Annotated in this window: 19 protein-coding genes; 18 read left to right on the forward strand and 1 reads right to left on the reverse strand. The window is 47.4% G+C overall.

Annotated elements, in window-relative coordinates:
- Positions 1-62: 62 nt before the first annotated feature.
- The 12 genes from mioC (at position 63) to LG381_RS04445 (ending at position 10965) form a co-directional block, all read left to right on the forward strand.
- Entirely contained in the window at positions 63-506 is a 444-nt protein-coding gene (gene mioC, locus LG381_RS04390) for an FMN-binding protein MioC (RefSeq protein WP_000763736.1), read from the forward strand.
- A 378-nt stretch (positions 507-884) separates the two neighbouring features.
- Complete coding sequence (gene mnmG, locus LG381_RS04395) at positions 885-2774, forward strand: tRNA uridine-5-carboxymethylaminomethyl(34) synthesis enzyme MnmG (RefSeq protein WP_085461489.1); 1890 nt, start codon at positions 885-887, stop codon at positions 2772-2774.
- A gap of 63 nt (positions 2775-2837) precedes the next feature.
- A complete protein-coding gene (rsmG, locus tag LG381_RS04400; RefSeq protein ID WP_000932852.1) occupies positions 2838-3461 on the forward strand; it encodes a 16S rRNA (guanine(527)-N(7))-methyltransferase RsmG in 624 nt (207 codons plus the stop codon).
- 616 nt (positions 3462-4077) lie between these two features.
- Positions 4078-4458: a F0F1 ATP synthase subunit I gene (gene atpI, locus LG381_RS04405; RefSeq protein WP_000116699.1), complete on the forward strand. Its 381-nt coding sequence runs from the start codon at positions 4078-4080 to the stop codon at positions 4456-4458.
- Between the two features lie 8 nt (positions 4459-4466).
- The gene (atpB, locus tag LG381_RS04410) at positions 4467-5282 is read left to right on the forward strand and encodes a F0F1 ATP synthase subunit A (protein ID WP_000135622.1); all 816 of its coding nucleotides are present in this window, start codon (positions 4467-4469) and stop codon (positions 5280-5282) included.
- Positions 5283-5328: 46 nt separating this feature from the next.
- A complete protein-coding gene (atpE, locus tag LG381_RS04415; RefSeq protein ID WP_000429386.1) occupies positions 5329-5568 on the forward strand; it encodes a F0F1 ATP synthase subunit C in 240 nt (79 codons plus the stop codon).
- Between the two features lie 61 nt (positions 5569-5629).
- Positions 5630-6100 carry a F0F1 ATP synthase subunit B gene (gene atpF, locus LG381_RS04420; protein WP_001052219.1) on the forward strand — a complete coding sequence of 157 codons (471 nt, stop codon included), beginning with the start codon at positions 5630-5632 and terminating at the stop codon, positions 6098-6100.
- Positions 6101-6114: 14 nt separating this feature from the next.
- Entirely contained in the window at positions 6115-6648 is a 534-nt protein-coding gene (gene atpH, locus LG381_RS04425; protein WP_001288587.1) for a F0F1 ATP synthase subunit delta, read from the forward strand.
- Positions 6649-6660: 12 nt separating this feature from the next.
- Positions 6661-8202: a F0F1 ATP synthase subunit alpha gene (atpA, locus tag LG381_RS04430; protein ID WP_001176745.1), complete on the forward strand. Its 1542-nt coding sequence runs from the start codon at positions 6661-6663 to the stop codon at positions 8200-8202.
- Between the two features lie 50 nt (positions 8203-8252).
- Entirely contained in the window at positions 8253-9116 is an 864-nt protein-coding gene (gene atpG / locus LG381_RS04435) for a F0F1 ATP synthase subunit gamma (protein WP_000896498.1), read from the forward strand.
- A gap of 26 nt (positions 9117-9142) precedes the next feature.
- Positions 9143-10525: a F0F1 ATP synthase subunit beta gene (gene atpD, locus LG381_RS04440; protein WP_000190506.1), complete on the forward strand. Its 1383-nt coding sequence runs from the start codon at positions 9143-9145 to the stop codon at positions 10523-10525.
- A gap of 20 nt (positions 10526-10545) precedes the next feature.
- Positions 10546-10965: a F0F1 ATP synthase subunit epsilon gene (locus LG381_RS04445; RefSeq protein WP_001251965.1), complete on the forward strand. Its 420-nt coding sequence runs from the start codon at positions 10546-10548 to the stop codon at positions 10963-10965.
- On the opposite strand, the gene LG381_RS04450 is transcribed toward LG381_RS04445, so the two are convergent.
- Positions 10937-11077 (reverse strand): hypothetical protein, encoded by a 141-nt coding sequence (locus LG381_RS04450; RefSeq protein ID WP_187439873.1) that lies wholly within the window; start codon positions 11075-11077, stop codon positions 10937-10939. The two genes, LG381_RS04445 and LG381_RS04450, sit on opposite strands and share 29 nt — an antisense overlap.
- A 292-nt stretch (positions 11078-11369) precedes the next feature.
- Between LG381_RS04450 and glmU the strand changes: the two genes are divergently transcribed.
- The 6 genes from glmU (at position 11370) to LG381_RS04480 (ending at position 20136) form a co-directional block, all read left to right on the forward strand.
- Positions 11370-12740, forward strand: coding sequence for a bifunctional UDP-N-acetylglucosamine diphosphorylase/glucosamine-1-phosphate N-acetyltransferase GlmU (gene glmU / locus LG381_RS04455; protein WP_222680586.1), 1371 nt, complete (start codon positions 11370-11372; stop codon positions 12738-12740).
- A 162-nt stretch (positions 12741-12902) separates the two neighbouring features.
- On the forward strand, positions 12903-14732 hold the full coding sequence (glmS, locus tag LG381_RS04460; RefSeq protein WP_000334114.1) for a glutamine--fructose-6-phosphate transaminase (isomerizing): 1830 nt from the start codon (positions 12903-12905) through the stop codon (positions 14730-14732).
- A gap of 457 nt (positions 14733-15189) precedes the next feature.
- Positions 15190-15765, forward strand: coding sequence for a chaperone-usher fimbrial major subunit (locus LG381_RS04465; RefSeq protein WP_225762070.1), 576 nt, complete (start codon positions 15190-15192; stop codon positions 15763-15765).
- Between the two features lie 52 nt (positions 15766-15817).
- Complete coding sequence (locus tag LG381_RS04470) at positions 15818-16528, forward strand: fimbrial chaperone (RefSeq protein WP_225762968.1); 711 nt, start codon at positions 15818-15820, stop codon at positions 16526-16528.
- 48 nt (positions 16529-16576) lie between these two features.
- Complete coding sequence (locus tag LG381_RS04475) at positions 16577-19054, forward strand: fimbria/pilus outer membrane usher protein (protein ID WP_225762969.1); 2478 nt, start codon at positions 16577-16579, stop codon at positions 19052-19054.
- A gap of 11 nt (positions 19055-19065) precedes the next feature.
- On the forward strand, positions 19066-20136 hold the full coding sequence (locus LG381_RS04480) for a fimbrial protein (RefSeq protein ID WP_225762071.1): 1071 nt from the start codon (positions 19066-19068) through the stop codon (positions 20134-20136).
- Positions 20137-20231 lie beyond the last annotated feature (95 nt).

Here is a 20231-nt window from a genome sequence, read left to right on the forward strand (position 1 = left end):
ACAGGTAGATCCCAGCGCGTTCACAGCGTACAATACGCCACTCTTAATAAAGGTGGCGGTTTATGGCAGATATCACTCTTATCAGCGGCAGCACCCTGGGCGGTGCCGAATATGTAGCAGAACACCTGGCAGAAAAGCTGGAAGAGGCGGGTTTTACCACCGAAACGCTGCATGGTCCGTTGTTAGAAGATTTATCTGCCTCCGGGATCTGGCTGGTTATCAGTTCTACCCACGGCGCCGGAGACATTCCGGACAACCTTTCTCCTTTCTATGAAGCGTTGCTGGAACAAAAACCCGATCTTTCTGCGGTACGCTTTGGCGCAATCGGTATTGGCAGTCGTGAATACGACACTTTTTGTGGTGCGATCGATAAACTCGAGGCAGAACTCAAAAATTCCGGTGCGAAACAGATGGGCGAAACACTGAAGATCAACATCCTTGATCACGACATTCCGGAAGATCCGGCAGAAGAATGGCTGGGATCGTGGATTAATTTACTCAAATAAGTATACAGATCGTGCGATCTACTGTGGATAACTCTGTCAGGAAGCTTGGATCAACCGGTAGTTATCCAAAGAACAACTGTTGTTCAGTTTTTGAGTTGTGCATAACCCCTCATTCTGATCCCAGCTTATACGGTCCAGGATCACCGATCATTCACAGTTAATGATCCTTTCCAGGTTGTTGATCTTAAAAGTCGGATCCTTGTTATCCACAGGGCAGTGCGATCCTAATAAGAGATCACAATAGAACAGATCTCTAAATAAAAAGATCTTCTTTTTAATACCCAGGATCCCAGGTCTTTCTCAAGCAGGCAAAGTTGAGTAGAATCCACGGCCCGGGCTTCAATCCATTTTCATACCGCGTTATGCGAGGCAATCACCATGTTTTATCCGGATCCTTTTGACGTCATCATCATTGGCGGGGGTCATGCAGGCACCGAGGCCGCGATGGCTGCGGCGCGTATGGGTCAACAGACTCTGCTTTTGACACACAATATCGACACTCTGGGACAGATGAGCTGCAACCCGGCAATCGGCGGTATTGGGAAGGGACATCTGGTAAAAGAAGTGGATGCACTCGGCGGTCTGATGGCAAAAGCGATCGACCAGGCGGGTATCCAGTTTAGGATACTAAACGCCAGCAAAGGACCGGCGGTTCGTGCAACCCGAGCACAGGCGGATCGTGTGCTGTACCGTCAGGCGGTACGCACTGCACTTGAGAATCAACCAAACCTGATGATCTTCCAGCAGGCGGTTGAGGATCTTATTGTCGAAAATGATCGCGTGGTCGGTGCTGTCACCCAAATGGGGTTGAAATTCCGTGCTAAGGCTGTCGTGCTCACTGTAGGCACTTTCCTTGACGGCAAGATTCATATCGGTCTGGATAATTACAGCGGTGGTCGTGCTGGAGATCCGCCTTCCATTCCGCTTTCTCGCCGTTTGCGTGAACTGCCACTGCGCGTTGGTCGTCTGAAAACAGGGACGCCGCCGCGTATTGACGCCCGCACCATCAATTTCAGTGTGCTGGCGCAACAGCATGGCGATAACCCAATGCCGGTGTTCTCGTTTATGGGCAACGCAGCGCAGCATCCACAGCAGGTGCCGTGCTATATCACCCATACCAACGAGAAAACTCATGACGTGATCCGCAGTAACCTCGATCGTAGTCCAATGTATGCCGGAGTGATTGAAGGTGTTGGCCCACGCTACTGTCCGTCGATCGAAGACAAAGTCATGCGCTTCGCCGACAGAAATCAGCATCAGATCTTCCTTGAACCGGAAGGGCTGACGTCTAACGAAATTTATCCGAACGGTATCTCCACCAGCCTGCCGTTCGATGTGCAGATGCAAATCGTCCGCTCCATGCAGGGGATGGAAAATGCGAAGATCGTGCGTCCAGGTTATGCCATTGAGTATGACTTCTTCGATCCTCGCGACCTGAAACCGACGCTGGAAAGCAAGTTTATCCAGGGTCTGTTCTTTGCCGGTCAAATTAATGGCACTACCGGTTATGAAGAAGCGGCAGCACAAGGTTTGCTGGCCGGTCTTAACGCCGCTCGCCTGTCTGCTGACAAAGAAGGCTGGGCGCCTGCACGTTCCCAGGCTTACCTTGGCGTACTGGTCGATGACCTGTGCACTTTAGGAACCAAAGAACCGTACCGTATGTTTACCTCACGCGCAGAATATCGACTGATGCTGCGTGAAGATAACGCAGACCTGCGTCTGACTGAAATTGGTCGTGAGCTGGGGCTGGTTGATGATGAACGTTGGGCGCGCTTTAACGAGAAGCTTGAGAACATCGAGCGTGAGCGCCAGCGTCTGAAATCGACCTGGGTAACGCCGTCAGCGGACGTTGCAGCCGAAGTGAATGCTCACCTGACTGCGCCGCTTTCCCGTGAAGCCAGTGGTGAAGATCTGCTGCGTCGTCCGGAAATGACTTATGAAAAATTAACCACGCTGACACCGTTTGCCCCTGCGTTGACAGACGAACAGGCGGCGGAACAGGTTGAGATTCAGGTGAAATACGAAGGTTATATTGCGCGTCAGCAAGATGAGATCGAAAAGCAGCTGCGTAACGAGAATACCTTGCTGCCTGCGACGCTGGATTACCGCCAGGTATCCGGTCTTTCTAACGAAGTGATCGCCAAACTCAACGATCACAAACCGGCCTCTATCGGTCAGGCTTCGCGTATTTCTGGCGTCACGCCTGCGGCTATCTCCATTCTGCTGGTATGGCTGAAAAAACAAGGTATGCTGCGTCGTAGCGCATAACGCATTAAAAATGCCTGGTAAGCACCTGCTTACCAGGCAACGCATCAAGAACAGGTAATCACCGTGCTCAACAAACTCTCCTCACTGCTGAAAGACGCAGGAATTTCGCTTACCGATCACCAGAAAAATCAGCTTATTGCCTACGTAAATATGCTGCACAAATGGAACAAGGCGTACAACCTGACTTCGGTGCGCGATCCTAATGAGATGCTGGTACGCCATATTCTGGACAGCATTGTCGTCGCACCTTATCTGCAAGGTGAACGTTTTATTGATGTCGGCACCGGCCCGGGTCTGCCCGGCATTCCTCTATCTATCGTACGCCCTGACGCCCACTTCACACTACTGGATAGCCTCGGTAAACGCGTGCGTTTCCTGCGTCAGGTTCAACATGAATTGAAACTGGAGAACATTGAGCCGGTACAGAGTAGGGTAGAAGAGTTTCCGTCAGAGCCACCGTTTGATGGTGTAATTAGCCGTGCTTTTGCCTCTCTGAACGATATGGTGAGCTGGTGTCATCATCTTCCTGGCGAGCAAGGCCGTTTCTATGCGCTGAAAGGACAAATGCCGGAAGATGAAATAGCCCTATTGCCCGCAGAATATCAGGTTGAATCAGTGGTTAAACTTCAGGTTCCGGCTCTGGATGGCGAACGCCATTTGGTTGTGATTAAAGCAAATAAAATTTAATTTTTATCAAAAAAATCATAAAAAATTTATCGGTTTGACTGTTAACAACGACCAGGTTTTTTACTGATATAACTGGTTACATTTAACGCCACGTTTACCATTTCGCATCAATGAACTAACGTGGCTTTTTTGGGTAAGCAGAAAATAAGTCATCGGTGAAAATATCAGTCTGCTAAAAATCGGCGCTAAGAACCATAATTTGCTGTTAAAATTTTATTAAGAATGTCAATGTCTGGTTTTTGTTGTGTAAATGCTATTTATGAAAACAGTATCTGTTTTTAGACTGAAATATCAGAAACTTGCAATGGCATCATTTGCCAAGTAAATAAATATGCTGTGCGCGAACATGCTCAATCTGTGATCTGAAGCACGCTTTACCACCAGTGTTTACGCGTTATTTACAGTTTTTCATGATCTGGCATGGTTAGCAGAAAAGTCGCAATTGTATGCACTGGAAAAATATTTAAACATTTATTCACCTTTTGGCTACTTATTGTTTGAAATCACGGGGGCGCACCGTATAATTTGACCGCTTTTTGATGCTTGACTCTAAGCCTTAAAGAAAGTTTTATACGACACGCGGCATACCTCGAAGGGAGCAGGAGTGAAAAACGTGATGTCTGTGTCGCTCGTGAGTCGAAACGTTGCTCGGAAGCTTCTGCTCGTTCAGTTACTGGTGGTGATAGCAAGTGGATTGCTATTCAGCCTCAAAGACCCCTTCTGGGGCGTCTCTGCATTAAGCGGAGGCCTGGCAGTCTTTCTGCCTAACGTTTTGTTTATGATATTTGCCTGGCGTCACCAGGCGCATACACCAGCGAAAGGCCGGGTGGCCTGGACATTCGCATTTGGCGAAGCTTTCAAAGTTCTGGCGATGTTGGTGTTACTGGTGGTGGCGTTGGCGGTTTTAAAGGCGGTATTCTTGCCGCTGATCGTTACGTGGGTTTTGGTGCTGGTGGTTCAGATACTGGCACCGGCTGTAATTAACAACAAAGGGTAAAAGGCATCATGGCTTCAGAAAATATGACGCCGCAGGATTACATAGGACACCACCTGAATAACCTTCAGCTGGACCTGCGTACATTCTCGCTGGTGGATCCACAAAACCCCCCAGCCACCTTCTGGACAATCAATATTGACTCCATGTTCTTCTCGGTGGTGCTGGGTCTGTTGTTCCTGCTTATGTTCCGTAGCGTCGCCAAAAAGGCGACCAGCGGCGTACCAGGTAAGTTTCAGACCGCGATTGAGCTGGTAATCGGCTTTGTTAATGGTAGCGTGAAAGACATGTACCATGGCAAAAGCAAGCTGATTGCACCGCTGGCCCTGACGATCTTCGTTTGGGTATTCCTGATGAACCTGATGGACTTACTGCCTATCGATCTGCTGCCGTATATCGCAGAACACTGGATCGGTTTGCCGGCACTGCGTGTAGTTCCGTCTGCTGACGTGAACGTGACGCTGTCGATGGCTCTGGGCGTATTTATCCTGATTCTGTTCTACAGCATCAAAATGAAAGGCATCGGCGGCTTCACGAAAGAGTTGACGCTGCAGCCGTTCAATCACTGGGCGTTCATTCCTGTCAACTTAATCCTTGAAGGGGTAAGCCTGCTGTCCAAACCAGTTTCACTCGGTTTGCGACTGTTCGGTAACATGTACGCCGGTGAGCTGATTTTCATTCTGATTGCTGGTCTGTTGCCGTGGTGGTCACAGTGGATCCTGAATGTGCCGTGGGCCATTTTCCACATCCTGATCATTACGCTGCAAGCCTTCATCTTCATGGTTCTGACGATCGTCTATCTGTCGATGGCGTCTGAAGAACATTAATTTACCAACACTACTACGTTTTAACTGAAACAAACTGGAGACTGTCATGGAAAACCTGAATATGGATCTGCTGTACATGGCTGCCGCTGTGATGATGGGTCTGGCGGCAATCGGTGCTGCGATCGGTATCGGCATCCTCGGGGGTAAATTCCTGGAAGGCGCAGCGCGTCAACCTGATCTGATTCCTCTGCTGCGTACTCAGTTCTTTATCGTTATGGGTCTGGTGGATGCTATCCCGATGATCGCTGTAGGTCTGGGTCTGTACGTGATGTTCGCTGTCGCGTAGTAAGCGTTGCTTTTATTTAAAGAGCAATATCAGAACGTTAACTAAATAGAGGCATTGTGCTGTGAATCTTAACGCAACAATCCTCGGCCAGGCCATCGCGTTTGTCCTGTTCGTTCTGTTCTGCATGAAGTACGTATGGCCGCCATTAATGGCTGCCATCGAAAAACGTCAAAAAGAAATTGCTGACGGTCTTGCTTCCGCAGAACGAGCACACAAGGACCTTGACCTTGCAAAGGCCAGCGCGACCGACCAGCTGAAAAAAGCGAAAGCGGAAGCCCAGGTAATCATCGAGCAGGCGAACAAACGCCGCTCGCAGATTCTGGACGAAGCGAAAGCTGAGGCAGAACAGGAACGTACTAAAATCGTGGCTCAGGCGCAGGCGGAAATTGAAGCCGAGCGTAAACGTGCCCGTGAAGAGCTGCGTAAGCAAGTTGCTATCCTGGCTGTTGCTGGCGCCGAGAAGATCATCGAACGTTCCGTGGATGAAGCTGCTAACAGCGACATCGTGGATAAACTTGTCGCTGAACTGTAAGGAGGGAGGGGCTGATGTCTGAATTTATTACGGTAGCTCGCCCCTACGCCAAAGCAGCTTTTGACTTTGCCGTCGAACACCAAAGTGTAGAACGCTGGCAGGACATGCTGGCGTTTGCCGCCGAGGTAACCAAAAACGAACAGATGGCAGAGCTTCTCTCTGGCGCACTGGCGCCAGAAACGCTCGCCGAGTCGTTTATCGCAGTTTGTGGTGAGCAACTGGACGAAAACGGTCAAAACCTGATTCGGGTTATGGCTGAAAATGGTCGTCTTAACGCGCTCCCGGATGTTCTGGAGCAGTTTATTCACCTGCGTGCCGTGAGTGAGGCTACCGCTGAGGTAGACGTCATTTCCGCTGCCGCACTGAGTGAACAACAGCTCGCGAAAATTTCTGCTGCGATGGAAAAACGTCTGTCACGCAAAGTTAAGCTGAATTGCAAAATCGATAAGTCTGTAATGGCAGGCGTTATCATCCGAGCGGGTGATATGGTCATTGATGGCAGCGTACGCGGTCGTCTTGAGCGCCTTGCAGACGTCTTGCAGTCTTAAGGGGACTGGAGCATGCAACTGAATTCCACCGAAATCAGCGAACTGATCAAGCAGCGCATTGCTCAGTTCAATGTTGTGAGTGAAGCTCACAACGAAGGTACTATTGTTTCTGTAAGTGACGGTGTTATCCGCATCCACGGCCTGGCCGATTGTATGCAGGGTGAAATGATCTCCCTGCCGGGTAACCGTTACGCTATCGCACTGAACCTCGAGCGCGACTCTGTAGGTGCGGTAGTTATGGGTCCGTACGCTGACCTTGCCGAAGGCATGAAAGTTAAGTGTACTGGTCGTATCCTGGAAGTTCCGGTTGGTCGTGGCCTGCTGGGTCGTGTGGTTAACACCCTGGGTGCGCCAATCGACGGTAAAGGTCCGCTGGATCACGACGGCTTCTCTGCTGTAGAAGCAATCGCTCCGGGCGTTATCGAACGTCAGTCCGTAGATCAGCCTGTACAGACTGGTTATAAAGCCGTTGACTCCATGATCCCAATCGGTCGTGGTCAGCGTGAATTGATCATCGGTGACCGTCAGACTGGTAAAACCGCACTGGCAATCGACGCGATCATCAACCAGCGCGATTCCGGTATCAAATGTATCTATGTCGCTATCGGTCAGAAAGCGTCCACCATTTCTAACGTGGTACGTAAACTGGAAGAGCACGGCGCACTGGCTAACACCATTGTTGTGGTAGCAACCGCGTCTGAATCCGCAGCACTGCAATACCTGGCACCGTATGCCGGTTGTGCAATGGGCGAATACTTCCGTGACCGTGGCGAAGATGCGCTGATCATTTACGATGACCTGTCTAAACAGGCTGTTGCTTACCGTCAGATCTCCCTGCTGCTCCGTCGTCCGCCAGGACGTGAAGCATTCCCGGGCGACGTATTCTACCTCCACTCTCGTCTGCTGGAGCGTGCTGCGCGTGTTAACGCCGAATACGTTGAAGCCTTCACCAAAGGTGAAGTGAAAGGGAAAACCGGTTCTCTGACCGCGCTGCCGATTATCGAAACTCAGGCGGGTGACGTTTCTGCGTTCGTTCCGACCAACGTAATCTCCATTACCGATGGTCAGATCTTCCTGGAAACCAACCTGTTCAACGCCGGTATTCGTCCTGCGGTTAACCCGGGTATTTCCGTATCCCGTGTTGGTGGTGCAGCACAGACCAAGATCATGAAAAAACTGTCCGGTGGTATCCGTACCGCTCTGGCACAGTATCGTGAACTGGCAGCGTTCTCTCAGTTTGCATCCGACCTTGACGATGCAACACGTAAGCAGCTTGACCACGGTCAGAAAGTGACCGAACTGCTGAAACAGAAACAGTATGCGCCGATGTCCGTAGCGCAACAGTCTCTGGTTCTGTTCGCAGCAGAACGTGGTTACCTGGCGGATGTTGAACTGTCGAAAATCGGCAGCTTCGAAGCCGCTCTGCTGGCTTACGTCGACCGTGATCACGCTCCGTTGATGCAAGAGATCAACCAGACCGGTGGCTACAACGACGAAATCGAAGGCAAGCTGAAAGGCATCCTCGATTCCTTCAAAGCAACCCAATCCTGGTAACGTCTGGCGGCTTGCCTTAGGGCAGGCCGCAAGGCATTGAGGAGAAGCTCATGGCCGGCGCAAAAGAGATACGTAGTAAGATCGCAAGCGTCCAGAACACGCAAAAGATCACTAAAGCGATGGAGATGGTCGCCGCTTCCAAAATGCGTAAATCGCAGGATCGCATGGCGGCCAGCCGTCCTTATGCAGAAACCATGCGCAAAGTGATTGGTCACCTTGCACACGGTAATCTGGAATATAAGCACCCATACCTGGAAGACCGCGACGTTAAACGCGTGGGCTACCTGGTGGTGTCGACCGACCGTGGTTTGTGCGGTGGTTTGAACATTAACCTGTTCAAAAAACTGCTGGCGGAAATGAAGACCTGGACCGACAAAGGCGTTCAATGCGACCTCGCAATGATCGGCTCGAAAGGCGTGTCGTTCTTCAACTCCGTGGGCGGCAATGTTGTTGCCCAGGTCACCGGCATGGGGGATAACCCTTCCCTGTCCGAACTGATCGGTCCGGTAAAAGTGATGTTGCAGGCCTACGATGAAGGCCGTCTGGACAAGCTTTACATTGTCAGCAACAAATTTATTAATACCATGTCTCAGGTTCCGACTATCAGCCAGCTGCTGCCGTTACCGGCGTCAGATGATGATGATCTGAAACACAAATCCTGGGATTACCTGTACGAACCCGATCCGAAGGCGTTGCTGGATACCCTGCTGCGTCGTTATGTCGAATCTCAGGTTTATCAGGGCGTGGTTGAAAACCTGGCCAGCGAGCAGGCCGCCCGTATGGTGGCGATGAAAGCCGCGACCGACAATGGCGGCAGCCTGATTAAAGAGCTGCAGTTGGTATACAACAAAGCTCGTCAGGCCAGCATTACTCAGGAACTCACCGAGATCGTCTCGGGGGCCGCCGCGGTTTAAACAGGTTATTTCGTAGAGGATTTAAGATGGCTACTGGAAAGATTGTCCAGGTAATCGGCGCCGTAGTTGACGTCGAATTCCCTCAGGATGCCGTACCGCGCGTGTACGATGCTCTTGAGGTGCAAAATGGTAATGAGCGTCTGGTGCTGGAAGTTCAGCAGCAGCTCGGCGGCGGTATCGTGCGTACCATCGCAATGGGTTCCTCCGACGGTCTGCGTCGCGGTCTGGATGTAAAAGACCTCGAACACCCGATCGAAGTCCCGGTAGGTAAAGCGACTCTGGGTCGTATCATGAACGTACTGGGCGAACCGGTCGACATGAAAGGCGAGATCGGTGAAGAAGAGCGTTGGGCGATTCACCGCGCAGCACCTTCCTACGAAGAGCTGTCAAACTCTCAGGAACTGCTGGAAACCGGTATCAAAGTTATCGACCTGATGTGTCCGTTCGCTAAGGGCGGTAAAGTTGGTCTGTTCGGTGGTGCGGGTGTAGGTAAAACCGTAAACATGATGGAGCTGATTCGTAACATCGCGATCGAGCACTCCGGTTACTCTGTGTTTGCGGGCGTAGGTGAACGTACTCGTGAGGGTAACGACTTCTACCACGAAATGACCGACTCCAACGTTATCGACAAAGTATCCCTGGTGTATGGCCAGATGAACGAGCCGCCGGGAAACCGTCTGCGCGTTGCTCTGACCGGCCTGACCATGGCTGAGAAATTCCGTGACGAAGGTCGTGACGTTCTGCTGTTTGTTGACAACATCTATCGTTACACCCTGGCCGGTACGGAAGTATCTGCACTGCTGGGTCGTATGCCTTCAGCGGTAGGTTATCAGCCGACCCTGGCGGAAGAGATGGGTGTTCTGCAGGAACGTATCACCTCCACCAAAACCGGTTCTATCACCTCCGTTCAGGCGGTATACGTACCTGCGGATGACTTGACTGACCCATCCCCAGCAACCACCTTTGCTCACCTTGACGCAACCGTGGTACTGAGCCGTCAGATCGCATCTCTGGGTATCTACCCGGCCGTTGATCCGCTGGACTCCACCAGCCGTCAGCTGGATCCGCTGGTAGTTGGTCAGGAACACTACGACACCGCTCGTGGCGTTCAGTCCATCCTGCAACGTTATCAGGAACTGAAAGACATCATCGCCATCCTGGGTATGGATGAACTGTCTGAAGAAGACAAACTGGTGGTAGCGCGCGCTCGTAAGATCCAGCGTTTCCTGTCCCAGCCGTTCTTCGTGGCAGAAGTATTCACCGGTTCTCCGGGTAAATACGTCTCCCTGAAAGACACCATCCGTGGCTTTAAAGGCATCATGGAAGGCGAATACGATCACCTGCCGGAGCAGGCGTTCTACATGGTCGGTTCCATCGAAGAAGCAGTGGAAAAAGCCAAAAAACTTTAACGCCTTAATCGGAGGGTGATATGGCAATGACTTACCACCTGGACGTCGTCAGCGCAGAGCAACAAATGTTCTCTGGTCTGGTCGAGAAAATCCAGGTAACGGGTAGCGAAGGTGAACTGGGGATCTACCCTGGCCACGCACCGCTGCTCACCGCCATTAAGCCTGGTATGATTCGCATCGTGAAACAGCACGGTCACGAAGAGTTTATCTATCTGTCTGGCGGCATTCTTGAAGTGCAGCCTGGCAACGTGACCGTTCTGGCCGACACCGCAATTCGCGGCCAGGATCTCGACGAAGCGCGAGCCATGGAAGCGAAACGTAAGGCTGAAGAGCACATTAGCAGCTCTCACGGCGACGTAGATTACGCTCAGGCGTCTGCGGAACTGGCCAAAGCGATCGCGCAGCTGCGCGTTATCGAGTTGACCAAAAAAGCGATGTAACACCGGCTTGAAAAGCACAAAGCCAGTCTGGAAACAGGCTGGCTTTTTTATTGCGTGCGCTGCGCATATTTTCATCTGGATAGCGGTACAGCAGGATTTGTGCTGTGGTCATTCATGTTCCGCGATTAACTCTTCTTATATAAACCAGCGAAACTCTTTGCTTGTTTTCTCGTTTATTCATTGATCGAAATAAGAGCAAAAACATCATGCTGACGCTTAAATGAAGGTGCTATCTTACTTTTATGCAGACAAAAGGCGCGCCAATGGTCGAAAATGATGTTTTCGTCAGTGGGGATAATCCTTTATTGCGCAATTTATCCTCTGTCCATTTCACGATGAAAAAAATGTAGTTTTTTCAATGTGAAGCGGTTTAAATTCGTTCTCAAATTACAGTCAGGACGCGTATGTTGAATAATGCTATGAGCGTAGTGATCCTTGCAGCAGGCAAAGGCACTCGCATGTATTCTGATATTCCAAAAGTGCTGCATACCCTTGCCGGGAAAGCGATGGTTCAGCATGTCATTGATGCTGCGAATGAATTAGGCGCAGCACACGTTCACCTGGTTTACGGTCACGGTGGCGATCTGCTTAAACAGTCGCTGAAAGAGGACAACCTGAACTGGGTGCTTCAGGCCGAGCAACTGGGCACCGGTCATGCAATGCAGCAGGCTGCACCTTTCTTTGCCGATGATGAAGACATTTTAATGCTCTACGGCGATGTGCCGCTGATCTCGGTCGAAACACTCCAGCGTCTGCGTGATGCAAAACCGCAGGGTGGGATTGGTCTGCTGACAGTGAAACTGGATGATCCAACCGGTTATGGTCGCATTACCCGTGAGAATGGCAAAGTTACCGGCATTGTTGAGCATAAAGATGCTACCGATGAGCAGCGTCAAATCCAGGAGATCAACACCGGTATTCTGATCGCCAACGGTGCAGATATGAAACGCTGGCTGGCGAAGCTGACCAATAATAATGCTCAGGGCGAGTACTACATCACCGACATTATTGCCCTGGCGTATCAGGAAGGACGTGAAATCGTCGCTGTACATCCGCAGCGTTTAAGCGAAGTCGAAGGTGTAAATAACCGTCTGCAACTCTCCCGTCTGGAGCGCGTTTATCAGTCCGAACAGGCAGAAAAATTGCTGCTGGCGGGAGTTATGCTGCGCGATCCGGCTCGTTTTGATCTGCGCGGTACGCTTACTCACGGGCGCGATGTTGAAATTGATACTAACGTTATCATCGAGGGTAATGTTACTCTCGGCAATCGCGTGAAAATTGGCACTGGTTGCGTGATTAAAAACAGCGTGATTGGCGATGATTGCGAAATCAGCCCATATACAGTCGTGGAAGATGCGAATCTGGCGGCAGCCTGTACCATTGGCCCGTTTGCCCGTCTGCGCCCTGGTGCAGAACTGCTGGAAGGCGCACACGTCGGTAACTTTGTTGAGATGAAAAAAGCGCGTCTGGGTAAAGGCTCGAAAGCCGGTCATCTGACTTACCTGGGCGATGCGGAAATTGGCGATAACGTTAACATCGGCGCGGGAACTATTACCTGCAACTACGACGGTGCGAATAAATTTAAAACCATTATTGGCGACGATGTATTTGTCGGTTCTGACACCCAACTTGTTGCACCGGTAACGGTTGGTAAAGGCGCAACCATTGCTGCGGGTACTACCGTAACGCGCAATGTTGGTGAAAATGCCCTGGCAATCAGCCGTGTGCCGCAGTCACAAAAAGAAGGCTGGCGTCGTCCGGTTAAGAAAAAGTAATTCTGGCTGGGTAATCCGGCCACCAGGGATGAGGAGATAACATAATCTCCCGCCCAATATGTTGTACTTATAAAAATAACCCCACTCTCTACAAGGCTCGGGGCGCCCGAAAAATCGGGTATACAGGTTGACCGACAACGATATCAATCGGAATTAAAAACTATGTGTGGAATTGTTGGCGCGATCGCGCAACGTGATGTAGCTGAAATCCTTCTTGAAGGCTTACGTCGTCTGGAATACCGTGGTTATGACTCTGCCGGTTTGGCAGTCGTCGATGCAAACGGAAATATGACCCGCTTGCGTCGTCTCGGTAAAGTACAGATGCTGGCCCAGGCAGCGGAAGAACATCCTCTGCATGGTGGCACCGGTATTGCTCACACCCGCTGGGCGACTCACGGAGAACCTTCAGAAGCGAATGCGCATCCGCATGTTTCTGAACACATTGTGGTGGTGCATAACGGCATCATCGAAAACCATGAACCGCTGCGCGAAGAGTTAAAAGCGCGTGGCTATACCTTCGTTTCTGAAACCGACACAGAAGTGATTGCTCACCTGGTGAACTGGGAACTGAAACAGGGCGGCACTCTGCGTGAGGCCGTTCTGCGCGCTATCCCGCAACTGCGTGGCGCTTACGGTACGGTTATCATGGACACCCGCAACCCGGATACTTTGCTGGCGGCTCGTTCCGGTAGCCCGCTGGTTATCGGCCTCGGTATGGGCGAAAACTTTATCGCTTCTGACCAGTTGGCACTATTGCCGGTGACCCGCCGTTTTATCTTCCTTGAAGAGGGCGATATTGCGGAAATCACTCGCCGTTCGGTAAACATCTTCGATAAATCTGGCGCGGAAGTAAAACGTCAGGATATCGAATCCAATCTGCAATATGACGCGGGCGATAAAGGTATTTACCGCCACTACATGCAGAAAGAGATCTACGAACAGCCTAACGCGATCAAAAACACTCTCGCCGGACGTATTAACCATGGTCAGGTTGATCTAAGCGAGCTGGGCCCGAATGCCGATGAACTGCTGTCGAAGGTTGAGCATATTCAGATCCTCGCCTGTGGCACTTCTTACAATTCTGGTATGGTTTCCCGCTACTGGTTTGAATCGCTGGCAGGCATTCCGTGCGACGTCGAAATCGCCTCTGAATTCCGCTATCGCAAATCAGCCGTGCGTCGTAACAGTCTGATGATCACTCTGTCGCAGTCCGGTGAAACGGCAGATACCCTGGCTGGCCTGCGTCTGTCGAAAGAGCTGGGTTACCTTGGTTCGCTGGCAATCTGTAACGTTCCTGGTTCTTCTCTGGTGCGTGAATCCGATCTGGCGCTGATGACCAATGCCGGTACTGAAATTGGCGTGGCATCTACCAAAGCCTTTACCACTCAGCTAACTGTGCTGTTGATGCTGGTGGCAAAATTGTCTCGACTGAAAGGTCTGGATGCCTCCATTGAACATGACATCGTGCATGGTCTGCAGGCGCTGCCGAGTCGTATTGAGCAGATGCTGTCTCAGGACAAACGTATTGAAGCTCTGGCAGAAGATTTCTCTGACAAACATCACGCACTGTTCCTGGGCCGTGGCGATCAGTATCCCATCGCGCTGGAAGGCGCATTGAAGCTGAAAGAGATCTCTTATATTCACGCTGAAGCCTACGCTGCGGGTGAACTGAAACACGGTCCGCTGGCGTTGATTGACGCCGATATGCCGGTTATCGTCGTCGCGCCGAATAACGAACTGTTGGAAAAACTGAAATCCAACATTGAAGAAGTTCGCGCGCGTGGCGGTCAGTTGTACGTCTTTGCCGATCAGGACGCAGGTTTTGTAAGTAGCGATAATATGCACATCATCGAGATGCCGCATGTGGAAGAAGTGATTGCCCCAATCTTCTACACCGTTCCGCTGCAACTGCTGGCGTACCATGTCGCGCTGATCAAAGGCACCGATGTTGACCAGCCGCGTAACCTGGCGAAATCGGTTACGGTTGAGTAAATAATAATCCATTGAAAATGTAAAAGGGGCTGCCTTATGGCAGCCCCTTTTACATTTAAAAAATGAATGATATTTATATTTTCTATCTGTTTAATTGACGGACAACACAATAAATCCATTTTTATATTTATCGTAAATATAAAACACACTATCAAAATATATCATTCAAAAAAACAATATAAAAATTATGTATTTGTCTTTTATAATCCATTGTTTTTCTGTATTGATATATTCCTAAATATCATCCTTTGCTATTTTATTTGTTGTAAAAATTATAATTAAGCTGTAATAATGATATTGGTTTTATTAAATATTATATTCCGAAATTTTTTGTAATTAATATTAATTTCTGGATAATAAAACTTCATTAATGTAATATTCCAACGAATCATAATATTAAAACATATGTTTTATTTATGATTTACTGGAATAGATATAATTTATTAATGGAGTTTTTATGAAACGTAATATTATTGGCGGTGCGCTGACGCTGGCTGCTCTTTTAATGTCTGGTCATGTTTTAGCTGAAGATGGAACCGTTCACTTTGTCGGTGAAATTGTAGACAGCACCTGTGAAGTAACCTCTGATACCAAAGATCAAACTGTCCCATTAGGCAAAGTTAATAAAACGGCTTTTTCTGCTCCGGGCGATCTTGCTTCTCCGCAGGCGTTTAGCATCAAACTGGAAAAATGTCCGGCAACCTATAACAAAGCCGCTGTTCGTTTTGATGGCGTTGAAGCATCAAATGCGAGTGGTGATTTAGCAATTGGTAACCCTCTTAACGCGACTGCACCAGGCGATTATACGGGACAGGGCTCGGCAATTGCAGCTACTGGTGTCGCTATTCGTATTTTTAACCGTGAAGATAATAGCCAGGTTAAATTATATACAGACTCAGCATGGACTAATATAGATACAACGCTTGGCACCGCTGAAATGAAATTTATTGCTCGCTACATTGCAACAAGTGCTGCTGTAACTGCCGGTACAGCTAACGCCGATGCTCAATTTACTATCGAGTATATGAAGTAAAATAACGAGAGCCTTTTTATACTGAAATAAAGGCATCTTATTATTTTATGTAATCAGGCTCTGTCAAAATGGAATAATGGCAACTCGCATGATGAAAATTATTGGACTTGTTTTTATTTTTCTTATTTCCACATGTGCACATGCCGGAATTATTATTGGTGGTACACGGTTGGTTTACTTAAGCAATAAATCAGACGTTACTGTCTCTGTTTATAACAAAGAAGACAAAATCCCCTATCTTGTCCAGGCGTGGGTCGATCCCTTTAATAAAAATGACAAAAGTAAAGCCCCGTTTGCTGTTATTCCACCTGTTTCAAGGCTGGAACCCTTACAGGAAAAAGTATTACGTATTATAAAAACGAAAGGTATTTTACCAGAAGATCGTGAGTCGGTATTCTGGCTGAATGTCAAAAATATTCCTCCTGCAAATAAAAACAAAGATGTTAACGCGTTAGAGATTGCGATAAAAACACGTATAAAACTATTCTGGCGCCCTGCATCCATAAAAACGATTCCAGAATCGGGCGCGGTTAATGTTAAATGGCATCGCAAGGCTAATAATCTCATTGTTGAAAATACAAATGCTATCCATATTAATATTATGGAAGTTAATGTCGATGGTAAAGATGTTCCACTGAATATGATTCGCCCCTTTGAAACGCTTACGTTACCTTTGCCCGCACAGACAAGTGGCAAAAATATGTATTGGCGATTTATTAATGATTATGGTGCTGTGAGCGAACAAATTAAGGTCACATTGTGATTTACCGGGGGCATTCTTATGGCTAAAACAACTTTTTTTACTCATACAATGTCGGGTGTTTTACTCATCCTTTCCGGGCAAGCCATAGCAGATGATAATTTTTTTAATCCCGCGTTATTGGAAATTGATCATCCAACAGGTGTCGATATCAGCCAGTTTAACCGGGCAAACACGTTGCCCGCAGGTGTTTACAATGTTGATATTTATATCAATAGCAAAATGTTTGAGCGCCGGGATGTAAAATTTAGCCATGACAACGAGGATCAAGAGCTTTATCCCTGTTTTATTTCTCTGAAAGAAACGCTCGCGTCGATGGGGGTAAAAGTTAAAACGCTACCTTCACTTAACGATGTAGATGAAAAATCTTGTGTAAATCCCGTACCCCTTATTACAGGTTCAACGTGGTTATTTGATGGTCAATTATTACGTCTTAATATCACTATTCCGCAGATTTACCTTGATATGAATACACGTGATTATATTAGCCCGACTCGCTGGGATGAAGGTATTAATGCGTTGATGGTGAACTATGACTTTTCAGGTAGTCATACATTAAAAGCAGATTACAGTGCGGAGGATAGTAACTACCTCAATATACGTAATGGATTGAACATTGGTGCATGGCGACTGCGTAATTACAGTACATTAAACATAACAAATGGCGATGCGGAGTATCACTCAATTAATACGTGGTTACAGCGTAATATTCCTTCATTACGTAGTCAAATTATGTTAGGTGATACATGGACTGCAAGCGATATATTTGATAGCACTCAAATTAGAGGCGTCCGGTTATATACAGATAACGATATGTTACCGGTAAGCCAAAACAGTTTTTCTCCTGTTGTGCACGGCATTGCTAAAACTAATGCTACGGTTATTATTCGGCAGAATAATTATATTATTTATCAGACTGCTGTCCCGCAGGGCGCTTTTGCAATAACCGATCTCAATACCGTCAGTTCCGGTGGCGATCTCGATATAACTATTAAAGAAGAAGATGGTACTGAACAACATTTTACACAGCCTTATGCTTCTTTAGCTGTTCTTAAGCGTGAAGGGCAAACGGATATTGATTTTAGCATCGGTGAATTACGTAATGATGAACACCGTAAACCGGGTGTAATGCAGGCACAGGTCATTCATGGTTTGCCAAAAGGAATTACCCTGTATAGCGGTGTTCAACTTGCTGAAGATTATTCCTCTTTTGCTCTGGGTATCGGTAAAGATTTAGGGCGTTTTGGTGCAGCATCTCTTGATGTAACACATGCACAGGCGCAGTTTGACGATGCCGAAAATGAAACAGGGCAATCATACCGATTTCTTTATTCTAAATTCTTTAATGATACCGACACGAGCATCCGCCTTGTTGGTTACCGTTATTCTACAGAAGGTTATTACACTCTGGATGAGTGGTCTTCGAGATATAATAATCAGGATGATTTTTGGCAAACAGGAAACAGACGTAGTCGAGTTGAAGGTACATTAACGCAATCCTTTGTGCAAGGATACGGTAATGTTTATTTGACATTAAGCCGTCAGGAATATTGGCATACAAATAATATTGAACGTTTAATTCAATTTGGTTATAGCAACAGTTGGAATAGCATATCATGGAATATATCATGGAGCTATTCTGATATGTCATCCAGTCGATATGAAAGCAATAATACTAAGGATAATGGCAACGAACAAATTTATATGTTGTCACTTTCTGTTCCTTTATCGGGTTGGTTAAATAATTCATTTGCGACGTATTCAGTTACCCAAAATGATCATACCAATAGTTCCCATCAGGTTGGCTTAAGTGGCACTATGCTGGAAAGAAATAATATCTCCTATAATTTGACACAATCATACACTAGTGATGATGATACTGCAGGTGGCAGTCTTGCGCTGACCTATGATGGCACGTATGGCTCAGTCAATAGCAGTTATAATTATGATCGTAATGTACAGCGTTTAAATTATGGTGCCAGGGGGGGAATATTGGCACATAGCGAAGGTATTACTTTTAGCCAGGAACTTGGGGACACCGTTGCTCTTATTAAAGCTCCTGGCGCGTCTGGCCTTGATGTTGAAAATACCACTGGCGTGGCAACTGACTGGCGTGGGTTTACCGTCAAAACACAACTTAGTCCCTACAGTGAAAACCGTATTGCTATTAGCAATAGTTATTTTTTGAATGAAAATGTCGAGTTGGATAATTCTGTAGTAAATATTGTACCAACACGTGGTGCAGTGGTAAAAGCTGAATTTTTAACGCATATTGGTTCAAGAGTGTTTTTTACTCTTTTACAAGATAATGGCAAGCCAGTCCCCTTTGGTGCAATGGCTTCAGTTGATAGTGGTTCGGTAGGTATTGTGGGTGATAACGGTGAACTCTATCTTTCTGGTTTATCTGAGCAGGGAAAAATAAAAATAGTATGGGGAGACAGTGCAAGTAAAAACTGTACGGTTGACTATATAGTAAATGAATCAGAAGGTGATGCAGGATTAATTCAACAGGATGCTATATGTCGTTAAAAGGATATTATATGAAATATATTGTTATATGGGTGGTCGGAACGATTGTTGCATTGATATGTCTTGACGTATCGGCGGCTCCGAATGGTATTTGTACGGCATATGGTGGTACTCATACCACTAGATTAACATTCCCAAATTATCAGATAGTTGGGTATCAAAATGCCACAGGTGAAATTTTTGAAAAAGATATCAATAACAATGATTCCTTTATGGCACATTGTCATTGCGATACAAGAACAGTGGGGCAATTTGAAAGTATTTATTATACCGCTGCAATAAATAATGCACTACTTCCAGCGGGAGTTCACTCAGGTATTAATTATTATAACTTGAATAGTTACCTTGATGTTGGGATCTCTTTTTATGTCCTTAATAAAGGATATCACAACGTCCCATTCGAATATGTGAAAAATGATCCTGGTGATGGCGCTGAAATAGATTATTTATGTGATCGTGTAGAACCATTGGATATAACAAGCGGCACAAATGCAAAAATTTATTTTTACGTTAAAAAACCTTTTATTGGCAAGACAGTTATTCCCGAAACTTTGATAGCCAGATTGTTTGGAACTATTAGCCGGGATACTCCTGTTGATTATTCTCAACCGATGGTCAATGTATATATATCTGGTGATATCACTGCACAACAAACGTGTGAGATAAACTCTGATCAGGTCATTATATTTGATTTTGAGAAAATCCCTGCCTCTGAGTTTTCTTCTACAGCAGGATCATCGTTACGTAGCAGAAAAATCACGATGAATGCTGATATAAAATGTACTGGTGGAGTCTATTCATGGGACAAAATCAATGTTTTATTGAATGCTAATGCCGTAGGTTCCGATACATCAATGATTCAGACAACAAATCCAGATGTTGCCATCAAAGTGTATGATAAATACGATCAAGAAGTAGACGTGCATGGCGGTGTTATGGAGCCTGACTTTACTGCTTCAGTTTTTGGCGAAAAAGAAGGTCATCTTTTATTTTCAAGCGCACCAGCCAGCGCCACTGGTACAAGACCACAACCAACGCCATTCAGTGCAACTGCTACGCTAACCTTTGAATTTTCAAATTAATTTCACAGACAACGATTGTTGATGACAGTCGTTGTCATATTTGCTCAATGATTCTGCTTTTGATGATTAAGTCATCATAAAAAAGACTATATAAA

Origin of the sequence: Escherichia sp. Marseille-Q3837 (assembly GCF_916618735.1) — a bacterium.
GTDB classification, from domain to species: domain Bacteria; phylum Pseudomonadota; class Gammaproteobacteria; order Enterobacterales; family Enterobacteriaceae; genus Escherichia; species Escherichia ruysiae.

Bases quoted from the DNA above. Each gene is read 5' to 3' on its own strand.
- mioC (WP_000763736.1), top strand. From the start codon at position 63: ATGGCAGATATCACTCTTATCAGCGGCAGCACCCTGGGCGGTGCCGAA.
- LG381_RS04445 (WP_001251965.1), top strand. From the start codon at position 10,546: ATGGCAATGACTTACCACCTGGACGTCGTCAGCGCAGAGCAACAAATG.
- LG381_RS04475 (WP_225762969.1), top strand. From the start codon at position 16,577: ATGTCGGGTGTTTTACTCATCCTTTCCGGGCAAGCCATAGCAGATGAT.
- atpH (WP_001288587.1), top strand. From the start codon at position 6,115: ATGTCTGAATTTATTACGGTAGCTCGCCCCTACGCCAAAGCAGCTTTT.
- atpG (WP_000896498.1), top strand. From the start codon at position 8,253: ATGGCCGGCGCAAAAGAGATACGTAGTAAGATCGCAAGCGTCCAGAAC.
- atpE (WP_000429386.1), top strand. From the start codon at position 5,329: ATGGAAAACCTGAATATGGATCTGCTGTACATGGCTGCCGCTGTGATG.
- atpA (WP_001176745.1), top strand. From the start codon at position 6,661: ATGCAACTGAATTCCACCGAAATCAGCGAACTGATCAAGCAGCGCATT.
- atpI (WP_000116699.1), top strand. From the start codon at position 4,078: ATGTCTGTGTCGCTCGTGAGTCGAAACGTTGCTCGGAAGCTTCTGCTC.
- mnmG (WP_085461489.1), top strand. From the start codon at position 885: ATGTTTTATCCGGATCCTTTTGACGTCATCATCATTGGCGGGGGTCAT.
- atpB (WP_000135622.1), top strand. From the start codon at position 4,467: ATGGCTTCAGAAAATATGACGCCGCAGGATTACATAGGACACCACCTG.
- atpD (WP_000190506.1), top strand. From the start codon at position 9,143: ATGGCTACTGGAAAGATTGTCCAGGTAATCGGCGCCGTAGTTGACGTC.
- glmS (WP_000334114.1), top strand. From the start codon at position 12,903: ATGTGTGGAATTGTTGGCGCGATCGCGCAACGTGATGTAGCTGAAATC.
- LG381_RS04450 (WP_187439873.1), bottom strand. From the start codon at position 11,077: ATGACCACAGCACAAATCCTGCTGTACCGCTATCCAGATGAAAATATG.
- LG381_RS04465 (WP_225762070.1), top strand. From the start codon at position 15,190: ATGAAACGTAATATTATTGGCGGTGCGCTGACGCTGGCTGCTCTTTTA.
- glmU (WP_222680586.1), top strand. From the start codon at position 11,370: ATGTTGAATAATGCTATGAGCGTAGTGATCCTTGCAGCAGGCAAAGGC.
- LG381_RS04480 (WP_225762071.1), top strand. From the start codon at position 19,066: ATGAAATATATTGTTATATGGGTGGTCGGAACGATTGTTGCATTGATA.